This is a genomic window from Citrobacter sp. Marseille-Q6884, assembly GCF_945906775.1.
GTDB lineage: Bacteria > Pseudomonadota > Gammaproteobacteria > Enterobacterales > Enterobacteriaceae > Citrobacter.
On sequence record NZ_CAMDRE010000002.1, the window covers coordinates 1,536,278 to 1,559,829 of the forward strand.

6 protein-coding genes are annotated in these 23,552 nt (G+C 55.8%); 1 reads left to right on the plus strand and 5 read right to left on the minus strand.

The genetic code is table 11. From position 1 onward, the window contains the following. Positions 1 to 104 precede the first annotated feature (104 nt). The 5 genes from N7268_RS22510 to N7268_RS25250 form a co-directional block, all read right to left on the minus strand. On the minus strand, positions 105 to 560 hold the full coding sequence (locus tag N7268_RS22510; RefSeq protein WP_260864547.1) for a hypothetical protein: 456 nt from the start codon (positions 558 to 560) through the stop codon (positions 105 to 107). A 58-nt stretch (positions 561 to 618) separates the two neighbouring features. Beyond that, positions 619 to 1,197, minus strand: a complete 579-nt coding sequence (locus N7268_RS22515) for a hypothetical protein (RefSeq protein ID WP_135321681.1) — start codon at positions 1,195 to 1,197, stop codon at positions 619 to 621. A 235-nt stretch (positions 1,198 to 1,432) separates the two neighbouring features. Next, a complete protein-coding gene (locus tag N7268_RS22520) occupies positions 1,433 to 20,206 on the minus strand; it encodes an autotransporter-associated beta strand repeat-containing protein (protein WP_260864548.1) in 18,774 nt (6,257 codons plus the stop codon). A 173-nt stretch (positions 20,207 to 20,379) separates the two neighbouring features. Then, the gene (locus tag N7268_RS22525) at positions 20,380 to 21,027 is read right to left on the minus strand and encodes a hypothetical protein (protein WP_260864549.1); all 648 of its coding nucleotides are present in this window, start codon (positions 21,025 to 21,027) and stop codon (positions 20,380 to 20,382) included. Between the two features lie 98 nt (positions 21,028 to 21,125). Next, a complete protein-coding gene (locus N7268_RS25250) occupies positions 21,126 to 21,425 on the minus strand; it encodes a LysR family transcriptional regulator (RefSeq protein ID WP_409929215.1) in 300 nt (99 codons plus the stop codon). 466 nt (positions 21,426 to 21,891) lie between these two features. On the opposite strand from N7268_RS25250, the gene N7268_RS22530 reads away from it, so the two are divergent. Continuing rightward, positions 21,892 to 23,451, plus strand: a complete 1,560-nt coding sequence (locus N7268_RS22530; protein ID WP_260864550.1) for a cyclic diguanylate phosphodiesterase — start codon at positions 21,892 to 21,894, stop codon at positions 23,449 to 23,451. Positions 23,452 to 23,552 lie beyond the last annotated feature (101 nt).

Sequence of the window (23,552 nt, forward strand, 5' to 3'; positions counted from 1 at the left end):
GACAGATCTCAGGAGTTAAAAAAAACACTGAGATGCTTCAGCACCTCAGTGTGAGAAATTCACTTAAAAAGTGATGAATGATCAGAAGCACCCGCTATTACGCGTTATGCTTCAGTTTCATTCTCTTCGTTACTGTCTTCTTTCCGGGTCACAGTGAAGCTAGGCAAATCACCATATTCAACGGTGATGTCTTTCACATGTAATATAATGTCATCCGTCACATCATATTGTTGTTCTGCAGCAATTACATATTCGCTGTTCAGTATCATGCCTAACTCATTGCTATTCCGGTAGTCTTCTACCTCTTTAAGAATAGCTCTGATGCTGGCTGCACGCGCATTCTGTTGTTCCATCCCCCATGACTGGTTGATATTCGCGATATCCGCCGCGCGATTTCTCTCTTTTTCTTCATCCGACATACCCAGGTATGCCTCCTGCGCCGCCTGTTCAGCGTTTACCAGAATTTCTTTAACTTCCTGCAGACGCGCCAACTCGGACTGGCCGACTGTAGACTCATTAAGAACGCGGACTAAATTGACATATGCAATTTTGTTAAACATAAACTCACCTATAAATATCACAACATAAATATATAAAAATGCATGCACCGGGTATTAATTAATGTGCACCTGAAACCGCTGATTTATCCTCCTGAGGGACATCATCAGACTTCACGTTCTTATCCTGGCTATCGGCAACGCTGATTTTCGGCAAGTCACCATAATTAACTTTTTTCTTCTCCAGTTGTTTAATCAGGTCACTGGTGATATCTGCCCCCTCTTTTGCTGCCAGCAATGAGGTGCTGACCATGACGTAATCCATTTTGTGGCTGACACGATAGATTTCGGCTTCCTCGGTGATCGCCTTGAGGCTGACCTCACGACTATGCTGCTGTTCCGCTACCCATACCTGATTAAGCGTCAAATTATCAGCGGCACGGCTTTGCTGTTGTTGTTTTTCTGACATCGCCGCGTATTTTTCTTTTGCATCACTTTCTGCTTTGAGTAATACATCTTTAATATCTTGATTATGTTGAGCTTCCTGTTTACCAATGGATGACTCGTTAAGCACCTTCGCAATATCTACATAAACAACTTTCGATTGGTTCAAACCTAACTGGTCACAACCGCTTAAACCAATAACCATTACGCAAACAGCGGAAATATATTTCAGGCTGCTTAACTTTATGTTTTTCATACTTCTTTCTCTCTCAAGATATTTAGTTTACGGAAATGACAATAGCAAAAAAAACATTAGAAACTGTTGACAGTTATACTCTGCTCCTTAAAAAAACAAAACAGTGTCACTGATCTATTTTCGTGAAAATAAAACCAATGTCGTTAATGATTGAAAATATCTAAACAGTTGCGAAATTATTTATAATAATGGAAGTCAGTGTATTTTATACACTGACTTCCACGTCCTGTTACCGCTAGAAATTATATTTCACACCCAGCGTGGCTGAAGTATCACTGTATCCTTTATCCCCGACCTGAACGCCCACATTACCCCAGACGCTCAGACGTGAATTAAGCTGACCTTCAACACCGGCCTTCACCTCACCCACATTCCGGGCACCATCCTGAGACAATGTGGCATCGCCCATGTGCGAACCGAAGCTTTGCGTGTTGTGGATCCAGTTGATCTCCACATACGGCTTGAAGTTACGGTTTTTACCTTCATCCAGTTTGTTGTGACTTTTCAGGAAGGTACGAACGCCAAGACGCGTCTGAACATTACCGTCGCCTTCGCCCGTCACACGGGTACCATTACTTTCATAATGATCATCCGCCGTGACACCCATCCATACCGCCTGTGCCTGAGGCTGGATAAACCACTCACCCTCTGTTCCCTGACTTCCGGTAAAATCACCCAGTTTATGCGTATATCCCAGCTCCAGTGACGCGGTAATCCCTTTTGACTTGTACGATTCTGACTGTACCTTCTCGCCTTTCACCGTATTGTCAAACCAGCCGTACTGAGCCCAGCTGTCCACATACATTCCCTGTTTGGTCTCATCATTCTGATACCAGGTAGCATAAAGTCCGGTGCTGTACCCGTTGACGGAGCCATCTGAACGGTAGCCAGTGGCGTTTGAACGAGAGTTACTGCTGTTGCGGCCGTAGCCTGCCATCACCCCAACATGCAGGCGCTGTACGCCATCAGGGCTCCACTGCGCCACTTCACCGCCCAGCTGCGTCACATAACGGTTACTTTGTGTGTCAACCTGACCAATACTGGAACTCCAGCGGTTATGTCCGCCAACCTGACGCAGCCACATACTGGTCACTTTCTGCTCGCCGGTCAGGGCGTCCGTATACTGCGTTTCCCCCTCACGATCGTGCAACCGGTGAACGAACATCGTATTCGCCGCCGCCAGGTTGGCTGTATAGCTGGCAGGATCCGGACGAATCCCTGACGTGCTTTTTTTATCCTTCGTCGAGGTATCCAGGCTGGTCAGGTACCAGTCAGCGCCCTTCTTCACCAGACTGTAGTCATAAATCCCGGCGACAATACGCCCTGATTTGGTGAAGGTGCCGTCGGACTGACCACCGACTTTCACCACCTGGATGCCTTCGACAGTCTGAGCGCCACGGCCACCCACATTGTTCACTTTCACGAAGGTGTTACCACTGGTATTGCCGCTGATGACAATCTTATCCGTGACGGAAGTATCCCCTCCCAGTACGGTATTCATCACCACCGTACCGTCCTGTCCGTGCCAGTTGGTGGCCGTCAGGGTACGTCCTGTCGTCATCGACTGCGTGGACGGTGCCGCAAAGTTAAGGGTACCGGCAAGCTTCACATCATCGACCAGTGAATCTGCAGTCATGTTCCAGCGGCTGGCAGAATCAATGCTGACATCTGTCGGATCAATCCACCCGGTCAGTGACGCACCGTTACGCAGTGACAATGACGTATTGTCTTTTGCAATCACATTGCTGACCAGCTGCGCGCCACCACGGGAACCATCCAGAACCAGCTCACCGCCGTCAATATGCGTGTCGCCCGTCCAGCCAGTCTGCCCGGTCAGAACCACCTCACCCGTGCCCTGTTTAACCAGTTCGCCGGTCCCGCTGATGTTGTTCGTCATCGTGCCGACAGCACCATTCAGCGCCAGTGTTCCGTCAGTAATAATATTGCCGCTGCCCAGACCCGCTACATTATTCAGGCTGGCCGTTGCACCTTTACTGATTTGGCTCACCACACTCAGACCGGTGTTAGCACCGCGCACATCAAAGGTTCCCCCCAGAACAGAGAGCTTACCGGCGCCGGTCAACGTTCCCGCAGACACGCCGCCATTGCTGAGCGCTAACGTGCCACCGTTCACATTTAACAGCGAGCCCGCGTCACCGTTCAGTTTCCCGACCGTCTGGGTTTTACCGTTCAGGTCAAAACCTGCTGTGTTCGCCAGCGAGAGCAGGCTGGTTTTACCCAGTGCATTATCCGCATCTGAGCGCAGCGTCCCCGTACTGACTTTCGTCTCACCGGTGTAATCGTTGGTGGCGTTAGACAGCGACACCACACCTGCGCCGGCCTCAATGGCCAGGTTACCGCTGCCGGTCACTTTGGCTGACATATCCGCAGAAGCATTGATTGCCCCTGTATCCTGTGCCAGCGTCAGCGTTTTATCCGCCTGAAGATCCAACCCGGTCAGACCATAATTCACATACAATCCGTCAGCATTCGCGCCCGAGGTCAGACGATAGTCATAGGTTCCCCGCGCGACGACATCGCCATTCTGATTAATATCAATCGTCCGTTCAGCCGTGATCTTGCTGCCATCCTTATTGAGCAACTGAATCGCGCCGCCGCTCCCTGTTACCGACGTGGATTTAACCAGTTGTACGCCAGTGTCGCCTTCATCCTGCATCAGAAGATTCAACGAATTGTCCGTATCACGGGCATGCGGAACATACGATGCAGGGGCATTAATGTACACCGTACCGGTATGACTGATGTCAAGGGTATCGGCAGTGATCAAACTGGTCGCCAGAATCTCATCAGGCGCGGTGGCGTTGAACACAACCGTACCGTCATTGATGATCAAGCCACCGATCTGCTGGTTACCATCTCCCACTGTGGTGACGTTGCCGGTTCCCACAGACAGCTTGCCGTGCGTCAGCGCAGTCGTGTTGTCCCCGGAAAGCGCAAACGTATTGTCTGTCAGTACCGCCATCCCCGTGAAGGCGGAGCCCACACCACTGCCGAAGGAGAATGCCTGGCCATGACCAGAGGCATTGAGCGTACCCGCACCCGTGAGGGCATTATTAAAGCTGAACGCCCCCTGCGTCAGGAGATTAACAATACCGTCAGCAGCAATATCCACCCCGCCCGTACCCAGATTATCGGTACTGCTCACCGCGTCAGTTGCGACGGCCAGAGTCCCCGTATCGGTGACACGCCAGTTACCGGTATACCCTGCATTAGTCCCCGTTATCGTCGCCTGAGCACCACTCACCGTGGTCGTTCCTTCGCCAATAAGCAGATTGCTAAAGTCGCTGGCATCACTGAAGGCCAGATCAAGTCCTGTGCCCACATCACCCGCGGTGGTATTGACGCTGATCGCACCAGTCCCCGCCGCCTGGCTGTCATTCAACTGCAGCGTACCGGCAGAGATCGTGCTGCCACCGCTGTAGCTGTTGGCGCCAGTCAGTATGGTTCTGCCCGTACCCGTCTGATCAACGCTCCCGGTCCCGGAAATCACACCGTTAAAGGTCGCCGTATCGCTGCGGTTAAAGGCCAGCGTGCCGTCGTTGGTCACATTCCCGGTGATGGAGCCGGTGGTTCCGCCATTACCCAGTTGCAGCGTAGCGCCGGTATTGATTGTCGTGCCGCCGCCATATGTGTTGCTTCCCGCCAGCACCTGCGTACCGCTTGCCTGTACCAGTGCCAGTTGCGCACCCGTAATATCGCCTGCAAAAACACTCGTTGCCGTGTCGTTCAGGGTCAGGATCGTATCGGTCGCCGTGCCATTGGTCACGGTACCGTCGCCAGACAGGTTGGTCAGCGACTGGTCATAACCGTTCGTGTCCAGCGTTGCGCCGGCATTCACCATCACGTTCGCGGAAGTCGCAATCACATCCAGCGCGCCAGCCTGCAGCGTCCCGGTGGCCACCGTGGTGTCGCCGGTAAAGTCATTGGTCGTGTTGGACAACGACACGATCCCGGTGCCTGCATCGACCTGCAGACTGCCGCTGCCGGTGATCTTCGCCGACATATCTGCCGAAGCGCCAGTGGCTCCGCTGTTTTGTGCCAGCGTCAGGGTCTGAGCGGCCTGCAGATCCAGCTGTTTCAGCCCGTAAGAGACATACAGTCCGTCCTGATTTGCCCCCGAGCTCAGACGATAATCGTAGGTGCCGAGCGCCACCAGATTCCCGCCCTGCTGGATATTAATCTGCTGCGCCGCCGTGATGGCATTGCCGTTCTGATCCTGCAATTCCAGCGCACCTGCACTACCAATCGCCGTACTGGCCGCGACCAGACGGGTACCCAGATTCACATCGTCCTGCTCAAGCAGCGACAGATCCGTCGAAGGTGCCGGCGTCGGCAACACATAAGGCGTCGGTAATGTGACCTGTACGGTACCCGTGCCGCTGGTATCCAGCAGATTCGCCTGCACCAGACTGGTGGCATCAACCTGCGCCGGTACCGTGGCATTGAAAATGGCTTTACCGCTGTTAAAGACCAGGCTGCCAATGGACTGCGTACCGTCCGCCACCGTGGTGACGCTGCCGCTGCCAAGGCGCAGAGTCGCCGCCGCCAGCGCACCGGTGTTCGCACCGCCGAGACTGAACGCTGCATTTTGCAGGTCAACGACACCGCTAAAGCCGGCGCCCATTGCCGCAGAGGCAAAGTTAACGTCATTACCGGCTGCCTTAATTGCCACCAGACCACTGCCGGTCAGCGTGTTGTTCACCGTGTAATCCGCACCCCAGTCCACCGCCAGCGTCGCACCGGAAGCAATATCAATCGCCCCCTGTACGCTACCGGTCGTCCCACCATTACCCAGTTGCAGGGTACCGGCTGAAACCGTCGTGCCGCCGCTGTAGGTATGGGCACCGGTAAACAGTGTCGTTCCCGTTCCCACCTGCGTGACGCGGCCGCTGCCTGAAATCACACCGTGAAACGTCGTCGCATCACTGCGGTTGAAAGCCAGCGTGCCATTGTTGGTCACGTTACCCGTGATGGCGCCACTCGTGCCTCCGTCACCCAGTTGCAGGGTGCCGGCAGAAACAGTGGTACCGCCGCTGTACGTATTGCTGCCATTCAGGGTGAAGACGCCGCTGCCGGTTTTGGTCAGCCCGCCCGTGCCGCTCAGCGTACCGCTGAAGGTCGAATCGCTGACCGCATTCTCCGTCAGCATCGCGCTGCCCAGCGTCACGTTGCCCGCCCCTGACAGGTTACGCGCCGTCTGGTTAAAGTTGTTCAGATCCAGCGTCGCACCGGATGCCACTGTCACATGTGCGCTCTGCGCAAAGGCATCAGCGATCCCGGCTTTCAGCGTACCGCCGTTCACCAGTGTGTCGCCGGTGTAGGTATTGACCGACGACAGTGTCAGGGTGCCCGCCCCGGCTTTGGTCAGCGTTTTGCCGTCCCAGCCGCTGGTGTAGGTACCCGCCGCCTGGTCGCCCAGCGCCACGTCCACGTTGAAAGCATCACTGGCATTCGCCAGCGTGAAGCTGCCGGTGCCGTACGCCTGGCCTTCCAGCCAGCTCAGCCCGTAGCCCACGTTATAGTCATTGCCGCTGACGCGGCCTGCCAGACGCAGGTAGTCCACCGTGCTCGCCGCACCGTTGAGGTTCACGCTGCTGAAGTCGCCGGTGATACCGTTAGTGGTGTGAATGACCGTGTACTGGGTACCGGCTATTCCGCTGGCGCTGGCCGGAGCGGCCGTGCCGTAACCACTCAGGCTCAGCGTGCCGTTCAGGTTCGCCGTCTGAGCGGTAACAGCAGGCTGGGTGCCTTTTGCCACCGTCAGCGTCGAGCCCGCCGCCTGGGTCAGCGCCCCGCTCAGCATCAGATTGCTGGTTGCCGCCACCTGAGTCGCTGCACCGGCCGCCGTGGTCAGGCTCGCCGCATTGAACACGCCGCTCTGACCGAAGGCCAGCGTACCGCCGCTGACCGTTACCGCGCCCTGCGTCGAACCCGTGCCGGTCAGGGTGGTGGTGCCGCTGCCGGTTTTGGTCAGCGAACCGCTGCCACTCAGCACATTCGCCAGCGTGCCGTTCGCCGCAAAGTCCAGCTGCAGGGCCGCATTGTTGACCACCGCGCCGGTGCCCAGCGCCGCGCCGTTCTGCGCCACCAGAGTACCGGCAGAAATGCTGGTACCACCGCTGTACGTGTTGGTGCCGCTCAGGATCGTTTTACCTGTACCGATCTGATTCACCACACCGCTGCCTGATATCACCCCAGCCAGGGTTAATGTATCGCTACGGTTGAAGGCCAGCGTGCCATTGTTGGTCACATTTCCGGTGAGGGAACCGCTGGTCCCGCCATTACCCAGTTGCAGCGTTCCGGCGGAGATCGTCGTGCCGCCACTGTAGTTGTTGGCGCCGGTCAGTATGGTTCTGCCCGTGCCCATCTGATTCACCATCCCGGTACCGGAAATCACGCCGCTAAAGGTCGCTGTATCGCTGCGGTTAAAGGCCAGCGTGCCATTGTTGGTCACATTCCCGGTGATGGAGCCGGTGGTTCCGCCATTACCCAGTTGCAGCGTCGCAGCCGGGTTGATCGCCGTACCACCGCCGTATGTGTTGCTTCCCGTCAGGATCTGCGTACCGCTTGCCTGTACCAGCGCCAGTTGCGCGCCGGTGAGGGTTCCCGCAAAGACGCTCGTCACCGTATCTTTCAGTGTCAGCGTTGTCGCCGTTGTCGTACCGTTGGTCACCGTACCTGCGCCTGTCAGGTTGGTCAGTGACTGGTGGTAACCGTGGGTATCCAGCGTTGCGCCGGCATTCACCGTCACGTTCGCGGAAGTCGCAATCACATCGCGGGCACCGGCCTGCAGCGTTCCGGTCGCCACCGTGGTGTTGCCGGTAAAGTTGTTGGTTGTGTTGGACAAAGACAGTACGCCCGTACCCGCATCAACCCGCAGGTTACCGCTGCCAGTGAGCTTCGCCGACATATCTGCTGACAAGCCAGTGGCTCCGCTGTTTTGTGCCAGCGTCAGGGTCTGACCGGCCTGCAGATCCAGCTGTTTCAGCCCGTAAGAGACATACAGTCCGTCCTGGAGCGTGCCCGTCGTCAGACGATAATCGTAGGTTCCGAGCGCCACCAGGTTCCCGCCCTGCTGAACATCGATCTGCTGGGCGGCGCTGATAACATTGCCGTTCTGATCCTGCAATTCCAGCGCACCTGCGCTACCCACCGCCGTACTGGCCGCGACCAGACGGGTGCCCAGATTCACATCGTCCTGCTCAAGCAGCGACAGTTCCGTTGATGGCACAGGCATCGGCAACACGTAAGGTACCGGTAATGTCGCCTGCACAACGCCAGCACCGCTCGCATCCAGCAGATTCGCCCGCACCAGACTGGTGGCATCGATCTGCGCCGGTACCGTGGCATTGAAAATCGCTTTACCTCCGTCAAAGGCCAGTCCGCCAATGGACTGCGTACCGTCCGCCACCGTGGTCACACTGCCGCTGCCAAGGCGCAGAGTCGCCGCCGCCAGCGCGCCGGTGTTCACACCACCGAGACTGAACGCTGCATTTTGCAGGTCAACGATACCGTTAAAGCCGGCGCCCATTGCCGCAGAGGCAAAGTTAACGTCATTACCGGCTGCCTTGATCGCCACCAGACCACTGCCGGTCAGCGTGTTGTTCACCGTGTAATCCGCACCCCAGTCCACCGCCAGCGCCGCACCGGAAGCAATATCAATTGCCCCCTGTACGCTGCCGGTCGTCCCGCCATTACCCAGTTGCAGGGTACCGGCCGAAACCGTCGTGCCGCCGCTGTAGGTATGGGTGCCAGTGAAAATGGTTTTACCGGTACCCACCTGCGTGACGCGACCGCTGCCTGAAATCACGCCAGCGAACGTCGTCGCATCACTGCGGTTAAAGGCCAGCGTGCCATTGTTGGTCACGTTACCCGTGATGGCGCCACTCGTGCCCCCGTCACCCAGTTGCAGGGTGCCGGCAGAAACAGTGGTACCGCCGCTGTACGTATTGCTGCCGCTCAGGGTAAAGACGCCGCTGCCGGTTTTGGTCAGCCCGCCCGTCCCGCTCAGCGTGCCGCTGAAGGTGGTGTCGCTGACCGCATTCTCCGTCAGCATCGCGCTGCCCAGCGTCACGTTGCCTGCCCCTGACAGGTTATGTGCCGTCTGGTTGAAGTTGTTCAGATCCAGCGTCGCACCGGATGCCACCGCCACGTTTGCGCTCTGCGCAAAGGCATTGGCGATCCCGGCTTTCAGCGTGCCGCCGTTCACCAGGGTGTCGCCGGTGTAGGTATTGACCGACGACAGCGTCAGGGTGCCCGCCCCGGCCTTGGTCAGCGTTTTGCCGTCCCAGCCGCTGGTGTAGGTACCTGCCGCCTGGTCGCCCAGCGCCACGTCCACGTTGAAAGCGTCACTGGCATTCGCCAGCGTGAAGCTGCCGGTGCCGTAGGCCTGGCCTTCCAGCCAGCTCAGGCCGTAGCCCACGTTATAGTCGTTGCCGCTGACGCGGCCTGCCAGACGCAGGTAGTCCACGGAGCTCGCCGCACCGTTGAGGTTCACGCTGCTGAAGTCGCCGCTGATGCCATTAGTGGTGTGAATGACCGTGTACTGGGTACCGGCTATTCCGCTGGCGCTGGCCGGGGCAGCCGTGCCGTAACCGCTCAGGCTCAGCGTGCCGTTCAGGTTCGCCGTCTGGGCAGTGACCGCCGGCTGGGTGCCTTTTGCCACCGTCAGCGTCGAGCCTGCCGCCTGGGTCAGCGCCCCGCTCAGCATCAGATTACTGGTTGCCGCCACCTGAGTCGCTGCACCGGCCGCCGTGGTCAGGCTGGCCGCATTGAACGCGCCGCTCTGACCGAAGGCCAGCGTACCGCCGCTGACCGTTACCGCGCCCTGCGTCGAACCCGCGCCGGTCAGGGTGGTGGTGCCACTGCCGGTTTTGGTCAGCGTGCCGCTGCCGCTCAGCACATTCGCCAGCGTGCCGTTCGCCGCAAAGTCCAGCTGCAGGGCCGCGTTGTTGGCCACCGCGCCGGTGCCCAGCGCCGCGCCGTTCTGCGCCACCAGGGTGCCGGCAGAAATGGTGGTACCGCCGCTGTACGTATTGCTGCCGCTCAGGGTAAAGACGCCGCTGCCGGTTTTGGTCAGCCCGCCCGTCCCGCTCAGCGTGCCGCTGAAGGTGGTGTCACTGACGGCATTCTCCGTCAGCATCGCGCTGCCCAGCGTCACGTTACCGGCCCCTGACAGGTTATGTGCCGTCTGGTTGAAGTTGTTCAGATCCAGCGTCGCGCCGGATGCCACCGCCACGTTCGCGCTCTGCGCAAAGGCATCAGCGATCCCGGCTTTCAGCGTGCCGCCGTTCACCAGGGTGTCGCCGGTGTAGGTGTTGACCGACGACAGCGTCAGGGTGCCCGCCCCGGCCTTGGTCAGCGTTTTGCCGTCCCAGCCGCTGGCATAAGTGCCCGCCGCCTGGTCGCCCAGTGCCACGTCCACGTTGAAGGCATCACTGGCATTCGCCAGCGTGAAGCTGCCGGTGCCGTAGGCCTGGCCTTCCAGCCAGCTCAGCCCGTATCCCACGTTATAGTCGTTGCCGCTGACGCGGCCTGCCAGACGCAGGTAGTCCACGGTACTCACCGCACCGTTGAGGTTCACGCTGCTGAAGTCGCCGGTGATACCGTTAGTGGTGTGAATGACCGTGTACTGGGTACCGGCTATTCCGCTGGCGCTGGCCGGAGCGGCCGTGCCGTAACCACTCAGGCTCAGCGTGCCGTTCAGGTTCGCCGTCTGAGCGGTAACAGCAGGCTGGGTGCCTTTCGCCACCGTCAGCGTCGAGCCCGCCGCCTGGGTCAGCGCCCCGCTCAGCATCAGGTTACTGGTTGCCGCCACCTGAGTCGCTGCACCGGCCGCCGTGGTCAGGCTCGCCGCATTGAACACGCCGCTCTGACCGAAGGCCAGCGTACCGCCACTGACCGTTACCGCGCCCTGCGTTGAACCCGCGCCGGTCAGGGTGGTGGTACCGTTACCGGTTTTGGTCAGCGTGCCGCTGCCGCTCAGCACATTCGCCAGCGTGCCGTTCGCCGCAAAGTCCAGCTGCAGGGCCGCGTTGTTGGCCACCGTGCCGGTGCCCAGCGCCGCGCCGTTCTGCGCCACCAGAGTCCCGGCAGAAATGGTGGTACCGCCGCTGTACGTATTGCTGCCGCTCAGGGTAAAGACGCCGCTGCCGGTTTTGGTCAGCCCGCCCGTCCCGCTCAGCGTACCGCTGAAGGTGGTGTCACTGACGGCATTCTCCGTCAGCATCGCGCTGCCCAGCGTCACGTTACCGGCCCCTGACAGGTTACGCGTCGTCTGGTTAAAGTTGTTCAGATCCAGCGTCGCACCGGATGCCACCGCCACGTTCGCGCTCTGCGCAAAGGCATCAGCGATCCCGGCTTTCAGCACGCCGCCGTTCACCAGGGTGTCGCCGGTGTAGGTGTTGACCGACGACAGCGTCAGGGTGCCCGCTCCGGCCTTGGTCAGCGTTTTGCCGTCCCAGCCGCTGGCATAAGTGCCCGCCGCCTGGTTGCCCAGCACCACGTCCACGTTGAAGGCATCAGAAGCCCCGGCCAGCGTGAAGCTGCCGGTGCCGTTCGCCTGGCCTTCCAGCCAGCTCAGCCCGTAGCCCACGTTATAGTCATTGCCGCTGACGCGACCAGCCAGACGCAGGTAGTCCACCGTGCTCGCCGCACCGTTGAGGTTCACGCTGCTGAAGTCGCCGGTGATACCGTTAGTGGTGTGAATGACCGTGTACTGGGTACCGGCGATTCCGCTGGCGCTGGCCGGGGCAGCCGTGCCGTAACCACTCAGGCTCAGCGTGCCGTTCAGGTTCGCCGTCTGGGCAGTGACCGCCGGCTGGGTGCCTTTCGCCACCGTCAGCGTCGAGCCCGCCGCCTGGGTCAGCGCCCCGCTCAGCATCAGGTTACTGGTCGCCGCCACCTGGGTACCGGCACCGGCTGCCGTGGTCAGGCTCGCCGCATTGAACGCACCGCTCTGACCGAAGGCCAGCGTACCGCCGCTGACCGTTACCGCGCCCTGCGTCGAACCCGTGCCGGTCAGGGTGGTGGTGCCACTGCCGGTTTTGGTAAGCGTTCCGCTGCCGCTCAGCACATTCGCCAGCGTGCCGTTCGCCGCAAAGTCCAGCTGCAGGGCCGCGTTGTTGGCCACCGCCCCGGTACCCAGCGCCGCGCCGTTCTTCGCCACCAGAGTGCCGACGGAAACAGTGGTACCGCCGCTGTACGTATTGCTGCCGCTCAGCGTAAAGACGCCGCTGCCGGTTTTGGTCAGCCCGCCCGTCCCGCTCAGCGTACCGCTGAAGGTGGTGTCACTGACGGCGTTCTCCGTCAGCATCGCGCTGCCCAGCGTCACGTTACCGGCCCCTGACAGGTTACGCGCCGTCTGGTTAAAGTTGTTCAGATCCAGCGTCGCACCGGATGCCACCGCCACGTTTGCGCTCTGCGCAAAGGCATTGGCGATCCCGGCTTTCAGCGTGCCGCCGTTCACCAGGGTGTCGCCGGTGTAGGTATTGACCGACGACAGCGTCAGGGTGCCCGCTCCGGCCTTGGTCAGCGTTTTGCCGTCCCAGCCGCTGGCATAAGTGCCCGCCGCCTGGTTGCCCAGCACCACGTCCACGTTGAAGGCATCAGAAGCCCCGGCCAGCGTGAAGCTGCCGGTGCCGTTCGCCAGCCCTTCCAGCCAGCTCAGCCCGTAGCCTACGTTATAATCGTTGCCGCTGACGCGGCCCGCCAGACGCAGGTAGTCCACCGTACTCGCCGCACCGTTAAGGTTCACGCTGCTGAAGTTGCCGGTGATGCCACTGGTAGTGTGGACAACGGTGTATTGTGTACCGGTAAGGCCGCTGGCCGTCACTGGCGCCGCAATCCCAAAGCCAGTGATGTTCAGTGTGCCATTCAGACTGGCCGTCGCCGCAGTCACTGCCGTTTTAGCTTGTGTATCGGCGACACCATTGAATGTGGCACCCGCCGCCTGTGTATAGGTTCCGCTCAGCACGATATTTGAGATCGGATTGACCGTGATAGCCGCGCCACTCGCGACATTCATACTGGCTGCGTTAAAGGCGCCGCTCTGACCGAAGGCCAGCGTACCGCCGCTGACCGTCACCGCCCCCTGAGCCGATCCCGCGCCGGTCAGGGTGGCCGTGCCGCTGCCGGTCTTGCTGAGCGCTCCGCTGCCGCTCAGCACATTCGCCAGCGTGCCATCCGCCGCAAAATCCAGCTGCAGAGCCGCGTTGTTGACCACCGCCCCGGTGCCCAGCGCTGCGCCATTCTGCGCCACCAGGGTGCCTGCAGAGATATTGGTACCACCGCTGTACGTGTTGATGCCGCTCAGGATCGTTTTACCTGTGCCGATCTGGTTCACTACGCCGCTGCCAGATATCACCCCGGCCAGGGTTGATGTGTCGCTGCGGTTAAAGGCCAGCGTGCCATTGTTGGTCACATTTCCGGTGAGGGAGCCGCCGGTGCCGCCATTACCCAGTTGCAGCGTGCCACCCGAAATGGTAGTGCCACCGCTCCAGGTATTGCTGTTCGTCAACGTAAGCGTACCGGTATTGGTCTTGGTCAGCGCGCCGCTGCCACTCACCACGCCGCTCATTGTTAAGGTCGTGCCGGCTGCAGTATCAAGGGTACCGCCACCCGTATTAAGGGTGGTTGCCCGGCTCGTGTTGAAACTGGTCGTGGTCGCCAGTGTACCGCCGTCAAAACTGAGCGGTCCTGTCGCTGCCCCCAGATTCGCATCGGCGGATACCTGCACAATGCCGCCATTAATTGCTGTGCCACCGGTCCAGGTGTTGGTTCCGGTAAGCAGCAGTGTTCCGCTATTTGTCTTGGTGAGAGAACCCGTACCGCCAATAATACCGCTCATTGTCAGCGTCGTACCGGCTGCCGTATCCAGGGTGCCGCCACCCGTATTGAGTGTGGTTGTACGGGCCGTGTTGAAACTGGTTGTCGTTGCCAGCGTACCGCCGTCAAAGCTAAGCGCCCCGGAGGTTGCGCCCAGGTTAGCATCGCTTGAGACCTGCAGCACGCCGCCGTTGACTCGCGTTCCGCCGGTCCAGGTGTTGTTCCCTGTCAGTACCAGTGTCCCCAGATCGGTCTTGGTGACAGAAGTCGCCCCCTGCAGGACGGAAGCGATCGTCGCAGTCATATTTCTGCTGGCATCCGATCCATCACCCACACGCAGTTCAGGCGTACTGCCATCCACCGGGGAGTTCACTAAAGCGATAACACCGCCATTAAGCACATAGCCAGTGGTCGTAAACTGCATTCCCGAGGTCTCAACCTGACCAAACGCGTTATCGACAGTAACAGTACCCGCCGTACCGCCAAATACCGCAAAGGATCTATTGCCGTAGGCCGAGTTACTTGACCCAGAAACGTCGGCCCAGGATGTTTGCCCCAGCAAACGCCAGGTTCCTGTGCCACCTTCTCCGCTCCCCTGGTTATAGTTAGCCGAGTTCATGCCGTCCCAGAAGGCCAGCAGTTGTCCGGTACTGTTAATCAGGTTCACCTGACCAGGTACAGTACTTTGCAGGGCAAGCGTTGTCCCCGCAGGAACCGTCCCCAACACCAGGCCATTGTTGGTCAATGTACCGTTGTAGTTAAAGACGCGATAGACACCGGCTGAGAAGGTTCCGCCAGCCGGAGTAGAGACATTCAGGCGTCCATCCAGCGTCAGGTTACCGTTGACGTCAGTACGGGTATTTTCCGCGACGCCATTCACTTTACCGAACTGGTAATTCAGGATTGAAAGATCATTGAGCGCCAGGTTGCCATTGATGGTCAGCGTGCCGCCGGTGCCGTTTTCACTCCCTGGCATCAGCGTCGCCCCGTTCGCAATGGTGACATTGCCGCCGATAGTCCCGGTACCGCCCAGCGTTGCGCCGTTCGCAACGGTTGTCGACCCGGTTGCAGCCGACTGATTGCCATCAATATACAGCGTGCCCTCTGACACCGTGGTGGCGCCGGTATAGGTGTTCGCCCCTTTCAGAACGGTCGTGCCTAAACCCAGTTTTGTGACACCACCCGCACCCGAAATGAGGGCATTTTGATCGGTCATAGAGCCGTTGCTGGCGTTGAATGCCAGTGCGCCTCCGGTCATGTTGACGTTTCCGATAATAGAACCATCGGTCGTACCATCGCCCAGTTGTAAAATACCGGCACTGATCGTGGTGCCGCCGGTATACGCCTGGTTACCCGTCAGCGTCAGCGTATTTGTCCCTAACTTACTCAGGGATCCCGTGCCGGAGATAAGGTTTGACCATGTCACGTTATTGCTGCGGTTAAACGCCAGCGTACCGTTGTTGGTGATATTGCCGGAAATCTCCCCAGTAGTACCGCCATTGCCCAGTTGCAGCGTACCAGCAGAAATTGTTGTGCCGCCCGTATGGGTACTGTTACCCGTTAACACCAGCGTGCCACTGCCTATCTGCTCAAAAGAGCCTGCGCCACTGATTCCGCCGCTATAGAGGTAGGTATCCCCCCTGTTGAACTTCAACGCTGCACCACTGGCGACAACGGATGAAGAAGCGCCAATAGTCCCCCGGCTTCCACCATCACCTACAATGAGTGTTCCCCCATATACGCGTACAGGGTAACTGTCTCCGTTATCGTATCGCGCATTCGCTAATACCATTGTACCGGAGCCATTTTTAGAAAAACCATTCGCTGGCCTGTAACCACCAACGTTATTGATATTACCGGTTAGCGTTAATGTTGTTCCGGCATCCGTGATAAAGCCAATAGACTGTTGGCTACCGCTGCCGTAAAACGAGGTAAAGCCCAGATCGATATCATTGGCCAGCGTCATGGTTGCAGTCGTCCGCAGATTTCCACCACCACCATAAGCAACATCTTGAGAACGCCCGGTTATTTTACCTGTGCCCACCGCATTGGCGGAGTTAATGACAAGCGTTCCGTACTCGCTCAGGATAATTCCACCGCTGCTGGTATTATTCCCTGTTATATAGGTTGTTCCGCCCTGGAACTCGAGTGACCCAGTCCCGGAAATATTGCCGCTGAAGGTGGCACCATTGCTGAAAACCCTGCTTCCACTGGCATTGATCACAATATCGCGAGCAATGGTTGCGTTCGTTTGTAAATGACCACCATTAAAGGTCAGTCTGCCGGAAACATCGCCGAGGTTGTTATCGTTAGAAACCACTAACACACCACCATTCAGTACTGTGCCGCCGGTATAGGTATTCACCCCACTAAGTGTTGTCGTTCCGGATAGTTGCGAAACGTTTCCGCTGCCGGAAATCACGTTTGAGACGGTCTTGCTGCCATTAAACCTGAAGGCCAGTGTGCCATTGTTGGTCACACTACCGGCGATCGAGCCATCGTTATTGCTCGTCCCGTCACCGAGCTGCAGCACACCCGAAGAGATTATAGTGCCACCGGTATAGGTATTGGCGCCCGTAAACACCGTAGTACCCGGGCCGTTTTGCGTCACAGTACCGGTGCCGGAGATAACGCCGCCATAATTGATGGTCGTCGCCGTTTTCGGCATAAACACCAGCGCAGCGTTGTTCACCACGTTACCCGGCAGTGCGCCATTAGTGGTGCCGTCGCCAATTTGCAGGGTACCAGATGAAATCGTGGTACCACCCGCATAGGAGTTTGCTCCGGTCAAAATGGCAGTGCCGGTGCCGATCATCCTCAGCGCCCCAGCCCCCGAGATGGTGCCTGATACGGCCATTGAGGTGCCACTGGCAGGCTTAAGCGCCAGCGTGCCGGCATTCGCGATATTCCCCAGGACGGAACCATTGGTGGTGCCGTCGCCGAGTTGCAGCGTACCGCCGGAAATGTTAGTGCCGCCCGTGTAGGTATTGGCACCGGTCAGGATCAGCGTGCCCAGGTCCGTTTTGGACAGCCCAGAGAAGCCTCCCAGAATAGCGTCGATGGTTGCCGTGTAACCACTCCCGGCTGCGGTTCCATCACCTACCCTGACAATGGTATAGCCGCTGCCCACCGTTGTTTCATTCAGCGTGAGTTCATCACCGTTGATCCGATAGCCGTCAGCCATAAACTGCAGGCCTGTCGCGGCAACTTGTCCCAGACTGTTATCGACAGTGACCGTACCCGGCGTGCCCTGGAATACCGCAAAATTGGTGCTGTACGCGCCATTTGCAACACCTGAACCGTCCGTCCAGTTGCTGTTCGCACCTGGGCCGGTATTCCAGATGCCGGAGCCGCCGTTGATCGCACTGTTATCATGACCTGTCGCACCGTCCCAGAAAGTGGTGCCGGCATAGTTATTGATCAGGTTAACCTGACCGGCGACGGAGGTCTGCAGCGTTGCATTCGCGCCAGCGGGCAGCGACCCCAACACCATCCCGTTGTTGGTCAGCGATCCGGCATAACTGATAATGCGGTAGACACCTGCATCAAAGGTACCTCCCGTCGAGGTGGTCACGTTGAGGGTTCCCGCCAGCGTCAGGTTGCCATTCACCACGGTCAGGTCATTAAGTGACCCGCCCACCGTGCCAGCCTGACCGAGGTTGTAATTGAGAACGGCACCTGAGGAGAGTGCCAGATTGCCTCTGATCGTGAGCGTACCGGCAGCATCCGCGGAAGCCCCCGGCGTTAAGGTGCCGCCATCGGCCACCGTGACGCTGCCGCCGATGGTGCCGTTACCGCCCAGCGTTGCCCCGGAGGATACCGTCGTCAGCCCGGTCGCCGAGGACTGGTTGCCATTGACGTACAGTGTCCCCGCTGAAACAGTCGTTGCACCGGTGTACGTGTTATTTGCTGAAAGCGTTGTGGAGCCACTGCCAGATTGTACTACTGCACCTGTGCCGGAAATGACGTTGTTATACGAGTTAATGTCACTGCGGTTAAATGCGAGGGTACCGTTGTTGGTCACGCTCCCGGTTCCAAGCGAACCTGTCGTCCCACCGTTGCCAATCTGCAATGTACCGCCGCTAATCGTGGTCCCACCTGTCCAGGTATTTGCGCCACTTAAGACCAGCGTTCCTGCATTTGTTTTGGTCAGTCTTCCGCCGCCTGAAACCACACCATTCATGGTTAACGTGGTAGCTGACGCAACATCAATGGCACCAGCACCATTGAGATCGACCGCGCGCCCTGAGGCAAAGGTGGCCGTAGAGGCAAGCGTACCGCCGTTAAACTGCAGGAGCCCCGTTGCCGCCCCCATATTACTGTCACTCGCAACAACGACCCGACTTCCTGTCCAGAAGCCGATCCCGCCAGTATGGGTATTATTACCGGTCAGCAGTACTGTACCGCCAGGTGTCCCTCCGCCATAGAAATAGAGCCGGCCACCGCCTGATACGGTACCGTTTAAGGTGATAACCGAGCCATTATAAGCATCAAAATTCGCAGAAGCATTCATAGCAATATTGCGTGTCAGCGTACTGCTCGACATCACGCGCAAATAACCGCCAGCGGTATACGTTATTCCGGTCGCCGCATTGCTACTCAGATTGCTTTCATCGTTGATTTGCAGCGTGCCTGCATTGATGTTTGTCGTACCGCTATAGGTATTGTTGGTCCCGGCGAGAATTACCGTACCGCCGTTAACGCCAAAACTGCCTGCTCCGGTGACGGGGCCAGCAAGGGTTAACACCCCGCTCGAACTGTTTGTGTAGCCCGTCACACCGCTATTAATCACAATATCGCGAGAGGTCGTAAAGCCCGCCGATGCAGACAATGTGCTTGTACCCGTAAACGTAATACGTCCTGAAGTTGCCCCCAGATTGCTGTCACTGGCGACTCTCAGGGTTCCACCCTGAATTTCAGTACCTCCGCTGTAGGTATTGGCACCGGAAAGCGTCAACGTACCGGCTGAGTTGCGGACAACACCACTGCCTGAAATGACACCAGCAAAAGTATTTGTATCGTTGCGGAAAAAAAGTAACGTGCCGTTGTTCGTGACATCGCCAGTGAGCCAGCCAGTTGAGCCATTATTGCCCAGTTGCAATGTACCTGAGGCGATGGACGTCCCGCCGGTATAGGTGTTAGCCCCCGTTAGTATTGTGGTCCCGCTGCCCATATTTTGCAGTGAGCCCGTCCCTGAAATCACACCGCCGTAGGTATAGGCATTGCTGCGGTTAAAGGCTAACACGCCGTTGTTGACCGTCGCCCCCGTACCCAGTGTTCCCGTGGTACCGCCAGTACCTACCTGCAGAGTACCGCCGCTGCCGATAGTCGTCGTCCCCGTCCAGGTGTTTGCGCCATTCAGCACCGTTGTGCCAGTGCCCGTCAGATTCAGCGCGCCACTACCCGAGACCACACCATTGAAAGTCGCTGTCACACCGGGGGAGACATTGATGTTACCGCCACCCAGATTAAGGGTCACATTGCGGGTTCCGTTAAAGGCGCCCGTGATGTTCAACGTGCCCATGGAAGACGGGTTACCCAATGTCAAAACCCCGGCAGCCGCGCCGAGGTTATTGTCGCTGGAAACTTCCAGTACACTGCCACCTGAAACGGACGTTCCGCCGGCATAAGTGTTGGCACCGCTCAGGATCAGCTTGCCGCCACCGGTTAACGCCAGCATTCCGCTGCCGCTAATAAGAGAGTCAATCGTTGCTGTTGCGCCGCTGCTCACATTCACCAAAGACTGCGATGAAAAGGTATCCAGTGTCCCACCGGAGAGGATGTAGCCATCGGTGGTGAAGCTCAGATCCTGTACCCGGATCAGCCCAGCAAGCGTGACGGTGCCACCCGGGGCACCAAACCAGGCGCTGTCACCTGCGGCATTGTTCCACGGCATTGTAATGGTACCGTTATACCAGGCGCTGCTGGACGTATCCCAGGTACCACTCCCACCAGAACTTTGCCCTGTCGGTGACCAGATGAGTGTGGAAGCATTGGCCGCACTCAGCAGCGCCATGCCTCCCAACACCCCCATGGCCGCCTTCCCGGCTCTTTTGGCCAGGCGGCGTTCGCTTTTCGTTTTACCATGGGATTTTGCAATCTCAGAGACAACCACCCAGCACTGGAGGCCAGCATTCCAGACAATTTTAAATACTTTATTCATCATTAGCTCACTAATAAATAAAAAACCGTTTGCTTTCTGCTAATTGCTCAGCCAACTCATCGATTTCTTTGTTTTATTCCAGCCCCAGTACGGGTGTTCTCATTCAGTTGTGGATCAATGCCAGCGTAATTTTCAATTATCCAGGCATTTAAAACGGATACTTATTTATGTATTCATAGCTTTGCCAGCATCGAATCCATTTCACGGATATTAATATTCATGCGTTTAGATATTTTTTTACGGTAGGTGGCGGCGGTTTTGTAATGAATACCCATCCGCCGGGCCGTTTCTATCAGCCCCATTTTTTCCGTCTGGATAACTAACCACTCCAGCTCTCGTTGTGTGAGTCTGACGCCCCTGACCTTTTCGATCTTGTCTAATATCAGTGGACTGATAGTGGTGATATTTTTCTTATTTTTAGTCAGATATATCAGGCGGATGAGCACATCCAACGATTCATCGCGATGCACGATGACATGAGGTTCGCGCTCAATTACAGCGGATAATAAAAAAGGATCAGACAGTGCCGTACAGACCACCACTTTATAATGGCCAGCCTGTACACCTTCTTTAATGTTGTCCAGGAATTGCAAGCCTTCATACAGCGGTTCGCTGCCGCTCACCAGTTCAGTAATAACCAGAACCTTTTCTCCCGCAGCAGCACACACGTTAAGGTGCGTTTTTAATGCAGAAAACGTGGATACTCTTAAACTTACTGCCTGGCCAGCATAGTTATCAACAAGTGCGCAAAGTCCTACAGCACTTAAATAAACACTGTCCATAACTAACACACGATTAAAAGGAAAAAACAACGATTGCATATTTCCTCGGACCCACTGGTGCTAAATTAAGAATAAAAAGATCAAGAGGATATAATTTCTTGATGGATAGTTTAGGATTTATCAATATTTGATTAAAATTAATCTTTGCCTTTCGTAACAAAGGTGTCGAAGTTGATGAATAGGGATTTAAGTTGTTGGCTTAAATTAATAGCATATTCAGTAGGTTCAAGATTGCGCCCCTCCCGAATGAATAAGGGTTCGTTAAAGTAATGCCTGACTCGCTTCAGATGGATACTCACTGACGATGGAGAGCAACCCAGAATCAATGACGCACTGTATAAGCTTCCTGTTTCAACAAATGCAATAAAAACAATTATCGATCGAAAATCGACCTCCAAAAGACGACGATATTTAAAACTACAATCCATTGAACTCATATTTACCAGCCATCCAATATTGCTTTTTTAGCTACCAATAGCACTTAAAGTATAGAGATTTAATTCACTATTCAATACACACACCCAAATCATGGATTGGCGCATAAAATCAGAAAACAACAAAAACATGACAGAACAAATCACCAAAAACAAATCAAGCAGCATAAAAAACCACTAAAATGAATGAAAGCCAGTTTTTTATATTCACCACCAAACCCAAACCAAATGTTAACAACCTTTCAAATGTTGAATTTAATGTCATCATTTAAAAAACTTTAATTAAAATTTAATATCGCCGTTCATAAAACCTCTCTATCATAACGTTCTTATTTTTTTCAACCCATTGCAACACCTGGCATCACTGTCATTCCTCAAACACGAGCGCAACACCTCCAGCAATATCTTTTAAAACAGAGCATTACAGATGAAATTAAAAACGATTTTACCACTGTGCTGATCGCCGAAAATGATAATATTGCAAAATGCATTAAACGTTCGTCCGCTTAAAACCTGTCTGACGCGTGCAATCGCAGCCAGTCTTTTATTTCTCATTTTGGGGATGGGTATTACGCTTTGGCTCACGTTTAAAAACGTCGCGCAGGATTCTAAAATAGAGGTTCAAAATGCTCAACAATCCATTGAGCGCGCATTCGACACTACACGTCAGATAGCCTTAACAGCCGCTGAGAGTCTGGGGAAGCCGTGCAGCAATGTCATACAGAAACTCAAAATGCTGATCAAAACTTCATCAGAAATAAGCAGTATTGAACTTGCTCATGGAAATCGTATTTATTGCTCAACGCTTCTCATTCCGGGTAAAGAGCACATTGATTTTGATAGCAAATTAAAAAATCAGTTTTATCTGATTCAAGATGATGCATCACAGCAGGAACAACCTCGCATTGTTTACCGGGAAGTTTTTGGTCATGATGCCATTGAGATAAAACTTTCTGGTCATCATTTGATCGCAGAACTTGACGAGTTGGGTATCAATTCACCTTTAAATGTCGTTATTGGTACCAACAACTGGCGGTATAAATCTGCCTCGGTTGATGAAAGTCCGGTTTTTGACCTGTCCGAAAATATAGAACAGGCTTCCACCCAATACCCCTTTCGGGTTATTACCAGCATGTCTTTAACTGATTATGCGGAAAATATCAGGCGTTATTCATTACCTAATGTCATTGCATGGGCTTTTTTTAGTCTGGTTCTTGGCTGCTGGGTCTTTAAGAAAACAAAGCAAGCCACGCTTCCCCGGCAAAAATTACTGCGTGCGCTCGAAGAGCGGCAGTTCATCCCGTTTATCCAACCTGTCGTCGATGCACAAGATGAACGCTGGACGGGATGTGAAATCCTTATGCGCTGGCAGCATCCCCGTCATGGCATCATTTCTCCTGACATATTTATACCGATGGCAGAAAAGTGTGATCTTCTGGTACCGATGACGCGCGCGCTGATGATGCAAATTCGCGAACAATTTGTGCCGATGAAGCATCAACTGCCTAAGGATTTCCATTTTGCTTTCAATATCAGTGCCAGACATTGCAGTGATTTCACTTTAGTGGATGACTGTCGGGATTTTATTAGCGCTTTCGACGGCTATCCCATTACGCTGATACTGGAACTGACTGAGCAGGAGTTACTGGTTGCTGACGACGTTGCCCGTAAACTGTTTGCAGAACTGCATAGCCTGGGCGTGCTCATTGCGATTGATGATTTCGGTACGGGCAATTCGAACTTAAGATACCTGCAGAAATTAAAAATCGACTTTCTTAAGATCGACAAGAGTTTCGTTAGTATGATGGAAACCGACCTGCCTTCACGCCATATCGTTGATAACATCATCGATCTTGCTGCGCGACTGAACCTCTCGTTGGTGGCTGAAGGTGTGGAAGATAGATTCCAGGCCGCCTATCTGAAAAATTGCGGCGTTGATTACCTGCAAGGCTATTTATACAGTAAACCCATTTCTGTAAATGATTTTATTGCAGCATTGCTGTGTAAAAATAAACAAGACAACGCGTAATAATCATTAATTTACCGGGATGCATATATATGCAAATTTAAACACGGCAAAATGTTTATTAACCTATTTATTCGTTTTGCTCTTCTAAACAGTCTCAGGTT

Coding starts and splice junctions, on each gene's coding strand:
- N7268_RS22510 (WP_260864547.1), bottom strand. CDS start 560: ATGTTTAACAAAATTGCATATGTCAATTTAGTCCGCGTTCTTAATGAG.
- N7268_RS22515 (WP_135321681.1), bottom strand. CDS start 1,197: ATGAAAAACATAAAGTTAAGCAGCCTGAAATATATTTCCGCTGTTTGC.
- N7268_RS22520 (WP_260864548.1), bottom strand. CDS start 20,206: ATGAATAAAGTATTTAAAATTGTCTGGAATGCTGGCCTCCAGTGCTGG.
- N7268_RS22525 (WP_260864549.1), bottom strand. CDS start 21,027: ATGCAATCGTTGTTTTTTCCTTTTAATCGTGTGTTAGTTATGGACAGT.
- N7268_RS25250 (WP_409929215.1), bottom strand. CDS start 21,425: ATGAGTTCAATGGATTGTAGTTTTAAATATCGTCGTCTTTTGGAGGTC.
- N7268_RS22530 (WP_260864550.1), top strand. CDS start 21,892: ATGATAATATTGCAAAATGCATTAAACGTTCGTCCGCTTAAAACCTGT.